This window comes from Pirellulales bacterium, from assembly GCA_019694455.1.
In the GTDB taxonomy this organism is placed as follows: domain Bacteria; phylum Planctomycetota; class Planctomycetia; order Pirellulales; family JAEUIK01; genus JAIBBY01.
The window spans coordinates 56,589-69,965 of sequence record JAIBBY010000015.1 but is presented as its reverse complement, the minus strand read 5'-3'; the positions used below and the strand labels follow the sequence as shown (position 1 = coordinate 69,965).

At 63.1% G+C, this 13,377-nt stretch carries 2 protein-coding genes; both read left to right on the top strand.

What is annotated here, in order from left to right; genetic code table 11:
• Window positions 1-77: 77 nt before the first annotated feature.
• Window positions 78-8,315, top strand: a complete 8,238-nt coding sequence (locus tag K1X71_08310; protein MBX7073138.1) for an SDR family NAD(P)-dependent oxidoreductase — start codon at window positions 78-80, stop codon at window positions 8,313-8,315.
• Window positions 8,315-13,333, top strand: coding sequence for a polyketide synthase dehydratase domain-containing protein (locus K1X71_08305; protein ID MBX7073137.1), 5,019 nt, complete (start codon window positions 8,315-8,317; stop codon window positions 13,331-13,333). Before K1X71_08310 ends, K1X71_08305 begins: the two co-directional genes overlap by 1 nt.
• Window positions 13,334-13,377 lie beyond the last annotated feature (44 nt).

Genomic DNA, 13,377 nt, shown 5'->3' with positions numbered 1-13,377 from the left:
CACCGCCCACAGCATCTGCGCACAGCTTCAATCTGTCGGTTTACTTATCTCCACAGTCGAGGGGGCGCGCTCGCGCGATGGCCGTCTTTGAGCATGTTGTTTGCTCGCCAACTGGCATTTGGGAGCCTGCTCTCCCTATTGCCGCATCGCGCGCCGGCGCACTCGGTCTGCTCAATCTGACCTACCAAAAAAGCCCGGAAAACGCGGCGTTTTCTGCCAATCGGCTGCATCGCCTCGCTCGCGGCCGTCACGGTCTTGTGCTTTCCGGTCGACTGGATGAAGTTGCTGCGGCGGCCCTCGACGCCATCGAGATCGCAAACACCATTCTGCTTGTTCCCGAAGATGGCGCGGACCTGGAAGTAATGATTGCGGCGTGCCGTCCCCGTGCCGAGCGCATCGGTCTGGTCGCCACTTCGATTGCCGAAGCCGAACTAGCAATAAAATGCCATGTCGATCTAGTTGTCGCCAAAGGGCACGAAGCTGGCGGGCGAGTGGGCGAAGAGACCACCTTTGTCCTTTTGCAACGGTTGATCGCCTGGGGAAAGCTCCCCGTCCTCACCTGGGGCGGCATTGGGCTTCATACCGTCGCCGCCGCCGCGGTGGCCGGCGCCGCCGGCGTGTTGCTCGACTGGCAGTTCGCGCTGTTGCGAGATAGCGGCCTGTCGCCATCAATGCGGCAGCGACTGGCGAATGTTGATGGCAGCGAAACCGCAACCCACCGTCACGACAACTGGCACGCGCTTCGCTTCTTTGTCCAGCCGCGCCTCGATCCTCGCCACGAACTGGAACGCGCTCTCGCCAGCGCTAGTACCAACGAGAGCGATGCACACTCCGCCTTCGATCGGAAGATTGGCGAAATGCTCTCCGTCAGCGAGGCCGATCGCCAGTTGTGGTTGACCGGTCAAGATATCGCCCTAGCGCCGCAATTTCGGGACCAGGCCGGCACTGTGGCGCGCGCTCTCAAACTCCTATCGCAATCGTGCGAACGCTCGCTTTCCGGCGCGCGCCAGTCGCTTGCTCTACGTGAAGACGGCCCCCTGGCCAAGTCTCACGGTACGCGCTTTCCCATTGTGCAAGGCCCGATGACGCACGTTAGCGACGTGCCCGAGTTCTGCAATCAGGTTGCCCAGCACGGCGGGTTGCCGTTTTTGGCCCTCGCGCTCATGCGTGGACCCGACGTGCGCAAGATGCTCGAACAGACCGACCAACTACTTGGCGATCTGCCGTGGGGCGTCGGAATTCTCGGTTTTGTGCCGCAAGAAATTCGTGCCGAGCAAATGCCCGCGATCGAAGACATCAAACCCGACTTCGCGATCATCGCGGGCGGACGTCCCGATCAGGCGCTCGGCCTCGAATCCCGTGGCATCAAGACCTATCTCCATGTCCCCTCGCCTGGCATGCTCGAAACCTTTCTTCACGAAGGAGCCCGCCGATTCGTGTTCGAAGGGCGCGAGTGCGGCGGCCACGTCGGGCCGCGCACCAGCTTCGTGCTCTGGGAAAGCATGATCTCGGTCTTGCTGAATTGCGATCTGCCGGCCGCCGAGTTGGAAAAAACGCATGTGCTGTTCGCCGGGGGCATCCACGACGATCTCAGCGCCGCGATGGTGGCTTGCCTGGCCCAGCCATTGGTGGAGCGCGGCATCAAGTTTGGCGTGCTGCTCGGCACCGCCTATCTGCGCACCCAAGAGATCGTCGATTCCGGCGCAGTCGTCTCCGGATTTCAAGATGTCACTTTGGCCAGCGATCATACGGTGCTGGTTGAGACAGGTCCTGGCCATGCGATTCGCTGCGCCGACACCGAATACATCACCTCGTTCACCAATCGCAAAAGCGAACTGAAAGAATCGGGCCACTCGCACGAAGAGACGCGCGACGAGTTGGAACGCATGAACTTGGGGCGCCTGCGCATGGCTTCAAAAGGCATCGCGCGCAAGGCGAACCCAGAGCCGGGCGAAAGCCCGTATTGCCACATCGACGACGAGCTACAGCGCCGGCAAGGCATGTTCATGCTGGGCCAAGTCGCGGCGCTGCGACATGATCGCTGCACCATCGAAGCCTTGCACCAAAACGTCGCTACCGGCGCCGTCGAGCGACTGAATCGGCTGGCGCCCCGCGTCGAGGTGCTCGCGCCCGAGGAGCCAGCGCCGCCTCCCTTGGATATCGCCATCGTCGGCATCGGCTGCTTGCTGCCGGGCGCGACCGATCCGCAGCGTTATTGGGACAACATCCTTGCCAAGCAAGACTTGATTCAGGAAATTCCGGCAGAACGATTCGAAGTCGAACGCTGGTTCGATCCCGATCCGCGCGCTCGCGACAAGATCTACAGCCGTTGGGGCGGTTTCGTTCCAGAAGTCTTGTTCGATCCGCTTAAGTACGGCATCCCGCCAGCCTCGCTGGCCAGCATCGAACCGATGCAACTCATGGCGCTCGAGCTGGTCAGCCGAGCGCTCGTCGACGCCGGTTACGAACGCGACAACCCGCTCCGCGCGCGCACTAGCGTTATCCTCGGCGTCGGCGGCGGCGCTGCCGAGTTGGGCGTGTCGTACGGCTTCCGCTCGATGCTCCCCAAGTTCTTGGAAAACCCCAGCGAGGCCGTGCTCGCTGAGTTGCCCGAGTGGACCGAAGACAGCTTTGCCGGCATCCTGCTCAACGTCGTCGCCGGCCGCGTCGCAAATCGCTTTGATCTGGGCGGCGCCAATTTCACGGTCGATGCCGCCTGCGCCTCGTCGCTCGCCGCCATCTATCTGGCCTGCCGAGAACTTTCCTCCGGCGCGTGCGACATGGTCGTCACCGGCGGCTGCGACACGATGCAGGGCCCCATGGGTTATCTCTGTTTTTCCAAGACTGGCGCCCTCTCGCCGCGCGGACGCTCGCGCCCGTTCGACGCCACCGCCGATGGCATCGCCATTAGCGAAGGGCATGCCGCCGTAGTACTCAAACGCCGCGTCGACGCCGAACGCGATGGCGACCAAATCTACGCCGTCATCCGCGGCGCCGCTGGCGGTTCGGATGGTCGTCACAAGGGATTGACGGCCCCCCGATTCGAAGGCCAGTTGCAAACGCTGCGGCGCGCCTACGCCCAGGCGCGCGTCTCGCCCGCCTCAGTTGAATTATTTGAAGCGCATGGCACGGGCACCGCCGTTGGCGATCTGGCGGAGTGCCAAGCCCTCGGCGCCTTGCTTACCGCGAGCGAAGCGGCAGCGTCCAGCACCGCGCTCGGCAGCGTGAAGAGCATGATCGGCCATACCAAGTGCGCCGCTGGCGTGGCTGGTCTGATTAAGGCCGCGCTCGCGCTCAAGCATCGCGTGCTGCCTCCGACTCTCCATGTGCAAGAACCCAGCGCTAAAGCGGGACTTGAGGCGGGTCCGCTCTATGTCAACGCCGACGCGCGACCTTGGGTCGGTCACGATCAGGCTCGGCGCGCCGGCGTATCCGCATTCGGTTTTGGCGGCAGCAACTTCCATGTCGTGCTCGAAGAGTACACAGACTCCCCAACGCCTGACGATGTTCGCATGCCGCGCCACGAGTTGGCCGCCGAGCTATTCTGCCTGGCTGCGGCATCACCCGAGCGATTGGCGCAGTCGATTCGCTCTCTTAGGGCCGAGATTCAGGAGGCCCGCACCGCAGGCGCCTTGATCGCACTGGCCGATCTGGCGTTCACTGTTCATTCGCGAGGCGCCGTCGGTAATTGTCGCGCTGCGATGGTTGCTTCTTCAGTAGAAGAACTACTCAAGCAACTCGAAGCCGTCGCCAATCGACTCGACGGCGGCGAACAAGCTTTGCCGCGCGGTGTCTACTTCACCGACCAGCCCCTTGCATCCGCGGGGCAGGTCGCGTTTCTCTTTCCCGGCCAGGGATCGCAATTTCCCGACATGTTGCGCGATCTGGCGGTCGACTTCCAGGAAGTGCGCCAATGCCTGGAGCAGGCGGACCGCGACACGCCATGGACTCGCTCCGCTCCTCTGAGCGCCTACATTATTCCTCCCTCGCGCTTCCGCGACGCCGATCGCGCCAGCGACGTCCAGCGTCTCAAAGACACCGCTGTCGCCCAGCCCGCGCTCGCTGCCGCCAACCTGGCGATGCTGCGCTTACTGGCCGCATTTGACATTCGTCCCCAAATGACCGCAGGCCACAGCTTTGGCGAACTGGTCGCGCTACACGCGGCCGGCTGCTTCGACGCGCCGGAACTGTTCCGCCTCGCCGCGTCGCGCGGTCAATCCATGACAGCCGCGGATGCCGGCGACCCGGCCGCAGAAGGCGCCATGCTGGCCGTGGCCGCGCCTGCTGAACATGTTGAGTCGATCCTGCTCGACTACGATCGTGTCTGGCTGGCCAACCTGAACAGCCCACGACAAACCGTGTTGAGTGGATCGAGCGTCGCCATCGAGCGCGCACGGGTCCGACTGGAACAAATGAACGTGCCCTGTCAGGCGATTCCGGTGGCCTGCGCGTTCCACACACCGCTCATGGCGGGCGCCACAACCAGGTTCCAACAGGCGCTCGATAACTCGCCATTCAGCGCGCCTCAAATCCCCGTATTCAGCAACCTGACCGGCGCCGAGTACCCGAGTGACCCACAGGCGATGCGACATACGCTGCTCGGACAGATTGAGGGCCAGGTTCGCTTCCGCGAACAAATCGAGAACCTGTACGCTGCTGGCGCAAGGATTTTTGTCGAGGCCGGCCCCGGCCGAGTCCTCTCCGGCCTCGTTGCCGAAACGCTCGGTCAGCGCGCGCATCGCACGGTGCCCGTCGCTCCGCGCGGTAACGGTTTACAACAATGGCTGTTCGCATTAGCCGCGCTCTATGCGGAAGGGGTCGCCCTGCGCGCCGATCGCCTCTATGTAGGTCGGCAACTCACGCGACTTGATCTGCGCCGCGTGGCGAGCGAAGCCAAAGACGGGTCACCCAAGCACACGTGGCGGCTAAACGGCAACTCAGTGCGCCCGGTCGACGCGCCTCCACTGGCGGCGCCGCTGCGTGGCCAGTTTGTCATGGGCGCACCGACCGTGGCCGCGGGATCGCAAACAAACACCGCTCACACCCAACCGGTGGCGCAAGATTCGGCGCCGGCGCCGATCGTCTCGGCGGATTCGATGGCAAGTGATCAATCACCAGGCGAAGGGATGCCAGTTCATGAGTTTGCAACACAGGAGAATGATCTCGTGCAATGGCCTCCTTCCGATGCAGAAGCGCTGGCACGCGCCGACGCCCATTCACAGTTTCAACAAACGATGCGCCAGTTTCTTGAGGTTCAGCGCAGCGTCATGTTGGCCTATCTAGGGCAACGCGACTCTGAACTTCCTTCGCTAGGGGCCGACCTGGAGCCAACGCCGCCGGTCGCCACGCGGTATGTGCCCGCCTCAAGCGACCGAGTGGTCGCCAATGGCCATGTAGCATCCAATGGCCACGTAGCGTCATCAGTCGCCTCCGATCCGGCGCCTCCTCAACCATCGTCGCTTGTGCAACCAGTGCTCGAGCCTTCGCCGCGCGTCGAACAACCTGCCCCAACTCTGTCAGCGCCCCCGGCCGCTAACCTGGAAGAACGCCTGCTCGGCATTGTCAGCCAGCGCACCGGCTATCCGCTCGAAATGCTCACGCTCGGAGCCAATCTAGAAGCCGATCTGGGAATCGACTCCATCAAACGAGTCGAGATCATTTCTGCTTTCCGCCGTGAGGCGCTACCAGAATTGAAAGAGCCGCCGGCCACCTTCATGGAACGCATGACTGCCGCCAAGTCGATGCAGGCCATCCTGACGGTTGTCGCCGACTTTTCCGATTCCCCCTCTCCCCCACCGACGCGGTCCGAGGTCCGCGAACCGGACCCTATCAACGGGCGACAGCAACCGCTGTCGCCCAATAGCCAGACCGGTTGCCCGCGCTGCCTCCCGATCGTGGTCCCCGCTCCGCTGGATTCGACCGACAGCGGCGCCACGCTCGCCGGAGTCTGGATCATCACCGACGACGGGCAATTAGCCCCCGTCCTGCTACGCACGCTGGCAGCAATCGGCGCGCAGTGCTTGATCGTCGCGCCGCACGAACTCCAAAGTCCCGCCGGCGCACTCGAAGTCGCTGCCCGCGCTCGCGCCGCTGGTTTGCCAGTGTGTGGCGTCCTGCACCTGGCCCCCCTGGTCGACGCGCCTGCTTTTCCGGGCATATCCGCCGCGGATTGGCGCGCCTGGTCGAAGTCGGAACTTCATTCACTCCTATTTTTACTGCAAGCCTTCGCCCCAGAGCTAAATGCAACTGCCGAGGCTCCCATTCGTGTGCTCACCGCCACGCGCGGCGGCGGCGATTTTGGCCTGGCGCAAGATTGCGCTCAACCGTGGCGTGGCGGTCTGGTGGGCATGCTCAAAACCGCCGCCCGCGAATGGCCAAACGCCTGGTTCCGCGCAATCGACTTCGACAAAGCGCCAACGGCCGATCAGATCGTCAACGAACTACTCTCACCGGGCCCCTTGGAAGTCGGCTATCGACATGGCCAACGGCTCACCTTGTCGATTGTCAAAGCCGACTTCGCCGAGGAAGAATGTCAGCGGTCTAGCATCAAACTCAACTCCGACAGCGTGGTGCTCGCGATTGCCGGCGGCAAAGGGATTACGGCCCAAGTCTGCCTCGAAATCGCAGCGCATTCGAAGTGCCAACTGGTGCTTCTAGGCCGCTCGCCAGTCCCCTCGGTTGAAAGTGACGACACACGCGGCGTGACCGATCCGATCGAGCTTCGCCGGCGGATCATGGCATCATTGCAGATCGCGCACGGCGACACTCCAAGCCTCAAGCAAGTTGATGCCCGCTTTCGACAAATCCTTAGCGATCGAGAGATCAACTCCACATTGGCGGCGATTCAATCCTTGGGCGGTCGCGCAGAATATTTGTCGTGCGATGCCAGCGACGCGCCCGCGCTGTCGCGCGCCGTCGCCGATATCCGTTCGCGACACGGTCGCATCGACGCCGTGATTCATGGCGCCGGCATCATCGAAGACCGTCACATCTCCGAAAAGTCGCCCGATTCGTTCGATCGCGTGACCAGCGCGAAGATCGAACCGCTATTGACCCTCAGTGCCGCGGTCGATCCCAGCGAACTCAAGTTGCTGGTGCTCTTTTCATCGGTGTCCGGATTCTTTGGCAACCCCGGCCAGGTCGATTACGCGGCCGCCAATGAGATTCTGAACCGCATCGCTCGGCGCTGCCGCGACCAATGGCCCACCAAGACCATCGCCCTGAACTGGGGTCCCTGGAGCGGCGCCGGGATGGTCACGCCAGAAGTCGCCCATCAGTTCTTGGAGCGCGGCGTTGGCATGGTCACACCGGCAGCGGGTCGCGCGGCGGCCTGGCGCGAAATTGTCGCCCCTCTCCAATGGGATATTCGTGCGCTATTGGGCCCCGGCAGTTGGTTGGCCGATGCCGAGGCAACCACGACGGCCGCGCCACGCATCGCCGCGCATACCCCACTGCTCATGGGGCAAAAGGTACGGCTTCTCAAGCCCGGCGAACTCGCGGCCCATCTCGAAATCGATGCGTCCCGGCACCTGTACCTGCGCGATCACGTCATCGACGATCATCCGGTGCTGCCGCTGGCGTTTGTCTTGGAAATGATGGCCGAATTGGTGGCGACTGCCGAGCCGCAATATCTCGTCGCCGAAGTATCGGACCTGCGTCAACTCAAGGGCATCGTTTTCCAGCAAGCTTCGTTGTCACTCGCGCTACATGCGGAGCGCGTCGCGGCGGACCAATCTTCGGCAACCTGGAAGGTGCGTCTTGCCGATCCAGAACGCCCCGCGCGTCCGCTCTATCAAGCCACGATCACCATGCGCTCCTGTTTGCCAGCGCGGCCGGCTGAAGTCGCCCCGCCAATCCGATCGCCGTTCCTTGCCGAGCCAACCGACGCTTACCATCGCTGGCTCTTTCACGGCCCTTTGTTTCAAACCATCGACCAGTTCACCGGCGGAGACGACACCGGCCTCGATGCCATGATCCGCGTCACCGCCCCCGAGACATGCCTCGCAAACTGCGGCGCACCGTCTTGGCTCTTGGACCCCTTCGTCACCGACGTGGCCCCCCAACTGGCGGCCCTTTGGTCGCGCTCCGTCAATGATGTGATGCTGCTCCCCAGCAGCATCGCCAAATTCCAGCGCTTTGCGGCGCTCGGCGCCGGGCCGGTCGAGTGTCGCTATCGCGCGCGCATCCAAGACGGCGACACGGTAACCGCCGACGTGTGGTATCTCCAAAACAACCAATTGCTGACGGCAATTACCGGACTCGAATGCGTCGGCAATCGGCAACTCAATCGCATCACCGAGAAGGCGCACGCCTGATGACGCCATCGATCGGTGACCATCGCGACCCACGCGGCGACGACATCGCCATTGTCGGCATGTCGTGCCTGTTCCCCGGCGCCGATACGCCCGCTCGGTTTTGGCAAAACATCGTCGGCAAGGTCGATTGCATCACCGACGCGCCTGCCAACTGGCAGCCAGAGCTGTTTTACGGGCCCGACGACCCCAACATCGATCGCGCCTACACGCAGCGCGGCGGCTTCCTGGGCGAACTGTGCCGATTCAATCCCACCAAATACGGCGTCGTCCCCTCCAGCATCGAAGGCGCCGAGCCCGACCATTTCATCGCCTTGCGCTGCGCCTACGAGGCCTTTGCCGACGCCGGTTGGCCAGGCATTCCGCTACCTCGCGAGAAGACCGGCATCATCATCGGCCGCGGCGTGTTCACCAATCGCGGCTGGGTCTCCGTTTTTCAGCAACTCTTTGCCGTCGATCAGGTGCTCGGCGTGCTCCGGCGCGTGCAACCCCACTTGTCCGAGAGCGATCTAGCCGCGATCAAGGCCGAGCTCAAACAAAACCTGCCCCCCGCCAGCGCGGAAACCTTTCCCGGCTTGGTTCATAGCGCGCTCGTCGGCAGGATCGCCAATCGGCTCGACTTGAATGGCCCCGCGTACACCATCGACGCCGCCTGTGCGGCCACGCTCCTGGCGGTCGATCAAGGAATACACGAGCTACGTTCGCGCCGCTGCGACACCGTGTTGGTCGGTGGCGCGCAAGTCTCCACTCCGCCGCAAATTCAAATCCTGTTCTGCAAACTGCAAGCGCTGAGCAAAGCCGGCAAGATCGCCCCTTTCTCCGCCGAGGCCGATGGCACGATGCTCGGTCAAGGTTGCGGCATGCTCGTCCTCAAGCGACTCGCCGACGCCACGCGCGATGGTAATCGCGTTTACGCGCTGATCCAGTCCATCGGTTCCTCGTCCGACGGCAAAGGCGCGGGTCTGTTGGCGCCACGCACCGAAGGCCAACAACTGGCGATTCGCCGCGCCTATGATCAGTCCGGAATTGATCCGGCGACCGTCGAACTGCTCGAAGCGCATGGCACCGGCATACCCATGGGCGACGCCACCGAAATGGAGTCGATTCGCCAATGCTTCGCCAGTTCCGATCCGCGCGCGCCGCGCATCGCGTTTGGCAGCGTCAAATCAATGATTGGGCATCTCATCCCGGCCGCTGGCGCCGCATCGCTGATCAAAACCGCCTTGGCCCTCTACCATCGCACATTGCCCCCGTCGCTTCACGCTGAGCGTTCCGCGCCAGGATTGGAACTGGAGTCCACTCGATTCTTTGTCTGCGGAAGTCCATTGCCCTGGCTGCACGGCGACACTGCAACGCCCCGCCGCGCGGGCATCAACGCCTTTGGCTTTGGCGGCATTAACTGCCACGCTGTGCTGGAAGAGCATCGCCCAACCTGCGAAGTCGATCAGTCAAGGCTCGAGCGACAATGGCCATTTGAGCTAGTCGTCGTACAGGCAGACGATCGCGAAGCATTGCGCGTCAAAGCAGAACGCCTTGCCGATTGGGTCGCCGCCGGCATTGGGGTCACGCTACTCGATATCGCCGCGAGCTGCGCGGCCGACACCGGCTCATCACGCCTAGCGATCGTCGCCAATTCGCGCGACGATCTGGTCAAAAAACTGCGGCATGCCGCGCGGCTGCTGGCCGAGCCCGACCGCCAGCGAATTCAGGATCGCAAAGGGGTCTTCTGGCAGTCAGCGCCCCTGGCAAGCCAGGGCCGGGTAGCATTCGTCTTCCCGGGCGAAGGTTCGCAATATGTCGGCATGCACGCCGAGCTTTGCCGGCACTTCCCCGAAGTGCGCCGCCAGATCGAGTACACCGATCTCGCCTTGCGCCAGCGCGGAACCACGCCGCTTGCCGAACTGTTATATCCTCGTCCCGAACGCGCCAGCGCGGCCGAGGCCGAACTTTTTCAGATGGAAACCGCGCTCGCGGCGGTCACCGCTTCCGCGCGCGGCCTGCTCGATCTTTTGGGCCGGCTCGATATTCAGGCCGATGCGGTGGTCGGCCATAGCAGCGGTGAATTTGCCGCGGTGCTGGCTAGCGGCGCCTATCGGCCAGCCACCGAAGAAGAACTGGTCCAATCGATTATCGATGGGACCAACTCCACGGCCGCAGTCGCCGCTTCCGATCTAGCGCCGCATGCCGTCTTGACCTCGGTCGGCGGCGCCGAGCCCGAGGCAGTTGAACAGGTCGTCAGCAACTCCGACGGCCGATTGCTCGTGGCGATGGACAATTGCCCACATCAGGTCATCCTCGTCGGCGACGAAGAGGCCACCGCCAAGGCGCTTGCCACGCTGCAAGGCAAAGGCGGCGTCTGCCAGCGACTTCCGTGGAATCGGCCGTACCACACGCCAGCCGTGGCGCCCGTGTGCCAGTTTGTCGAAGCGTACATGGCGAAACTGCCACTGCAAGCGCCGGCAGTCGAAATCTGGTCGTGCGCCACCACGGCCCCCATGGCAAATGATCCCGCCGCCATTCGCGATCTGGTCGTCCGTCAATGGCGCATGCCGGTCCGGTTCCGCGAAACGCTATTGTGCATGCACGCTGCCGGCGCGCGCCTCTTTATCGAAGTGGGGCCGCGCGGCAATCTCGCCAGCTTCATCGCCGATTCGCTGGGCGACTATCCTCACGCGGTCGTCGCACTCGATTCACAGCGTAAGGGAGACATCGAACAGCTTTGCCATGCGCTCGGCTTGCTCGCATCGCATGGCGTGCCGATGAACCTTGCCAAACTCTACGATCGGCGAACGCCCAACATTCTCGATTTGACGCAGCCCCCCCCTGCGACCCCCGCGCCCGATCCTATCCTCAAGCTCGAATTGCCAACGCTTGAGCTTAGCGACTCGCTCCTTGAGCGCCTGAGCGTCAATGCAAAATCGAGTCTGCCGACCGAGCCGGCGCCGGCCGCCGGAGTTCAATCACCGATAGCGGCGACTAATTCACTGTCCAACGGCAATGGCAACGGCAAGCACCGTGTCAGTGCAAGCTCGCCCCCATGCGCCGGCCATGTCTTACCTATTCGCGGCCGCGCGGCTGCGCCCGCTACGGCGCCACCACCATCTGACGCAAGGTCGGGCGCAACCGCGCGTTCACGCGCGATGGCGGAGTTCCAGCACACGATGCAAACCTTTCTGCGCACGCAGCAAGAGTGCGTCGGCGCCTTGCTCCGGCCGCGCCAACCACAAACCATTGTCAGTGCGCCCACGCCGTCCGAGTATCCTTTGCCCGATGCGCAATCGATCGCCACTCCGGCGCCGGCCCCACCTGCGGGTCTAACGCCAACCAACTCGCGACCGCTTCATTTCGTTCAACAGCGAATCGAGCATCGCCCAGGCCAGCGCTTGGTCGCGGAATGTGAACTATCGCTCGATACCGAACCCTTCCTGACCGATCACACCTTCTTTGGCCGCGGACTATCCGTCGCAGATCCCACGTTATCCGCCCTGCCCATCATGCCGATGGCGATGACCTTGGAGATCATGGCGCAGGCGGCCGCTGCGCTCCTTCCCGACCTTCAAGTCGTCGCCGTCAGCGATATCCGCGCTTCGCGCTGGCTGGCGTTTGAATCCACGACTCGTCGTGTGCGCATGATCGCCGAGGCGACATCAAGCGATCAAGCGCAAGTTAAGTTGGTCGAAGCCGACCGCGATGGCATGGACTCGGAAATCGCGTCGGCGACCGTCGAAATGGCCACCACAGCGCCGTCACTTGGCGCGCCGCGCCTGCGCGACGATTCCGACGTCGATGTCCCTTGGAATCCTGACGAACTCTATCAGAAAGTGCTCTATCACGGCCCCACGTTTCAAGGCATCCGCCAGGTCGAGCGCTGGGGCCAGCGCGGCATCCGTACGCTGGTGGTGGAGCCGACGCAAGATCGCCTCTTCGGCCAAGCGACGAGTCAATTGCCCCTGTTGCCGGTGACGCTCACCGACACCGCATCGCAAATTCCCGGCCTCCGCAACGGCAACTGGCAGGAGTCGGGCGCCATTGTCCCCTTGGCATTCCCCAATTCCATCGCTCGGCTCGAATTTATCGCCGATCGCCAGGCGGGCCGCGAGCTGACCGCGATCGCCAGCTTCGATCAGCAGGACGGCCAATTGCGCAGCGACGTCGAGATCATCGATTGCGATGGCCGTGTCGTGCTGCGCTATCTCGGCAAGTCAGAAGAAGTGGTCGACTTCCCCCTCTCGCTGTACCGGTACGCCAGCGCGCCAAAATCCATTCGCTGCTCGCGAGACATCTCGCAATTGTTCGCAGACGCGGACCTGATCGACGCCTGCACCATTTGCGAATCGCACATTGGCCAAGAGAAGTTGTTCGTCAAACGGGTCTGGGCCCAAGTGCTGGCCCGCATGATTCTCAGTCGCTCCGAACGAGCGGAGATGGCGGCGTCGAAACTCCCGCCGCTGCCGACCGCGGAATGGTTGTTTGGCCGCGTGGCCGCCAAAGACGCAATCCGCCGCCGTGCACAACTCGAGCTCCCCATGGCCGATATCTTGATTGGCCGCAATGAATCTGGCGCCCCCATTATCCAGAACCAACTGGATTCGCCACTGCAATTGAGCATCGCGCATAAGGGGCTATACGGAGTAGCCGTCACGGCCGATTCGAATCGCGTCGGCGGCATCGGCATCGACGTCGAAACGCTCTTGCCCCTCGATCCCGCTCTGGTCGCCGACAGCTTCGATGAGCAAGAGCGGACTATCCTCGCGCAGGTGGCGGCAATTGCAGGTCTCACGCAAAGCCAGGCCGGTCGGGCGGCCTGGGCCGCCAAGGAAGCCATTGGCAAGGCCCTCGGCGCTGGACTCATTGGGGGGCCTCGATCGATCCAGATCACCGCAGCCAGCGAGGGTTTGTTCATCGCCCGCTTGGCCGGCCCGCTGCAATCGCGTTATCCGTCACAATCCGCGCCGCTTGTGGCGCATTGGCGACTGCACGGCGACCATGCGCTAGCGCTGTGCGTCATTCCACGTGAATAAAATTTGGCCCCACTATCTGGCGACTTTTCGCGCAATTAACATCG

Bases quoted from the DNA above. Each gene is read 5' to 3' on its own strand.
- K1X71_08305 (MBX7073137.1), top strand. From the start codon at position 8,315: ATGACGCCATCGATCGGTGACCATCGCGACCCACGCGGCGACGACATC.
- K1X71_08310 (MBX7073138.1), top strand. From the start codon at position 78: ATGGCCGTCTTTGAGCATGTTGTTTGCTCGCCAACTGGCATTTGGGAG.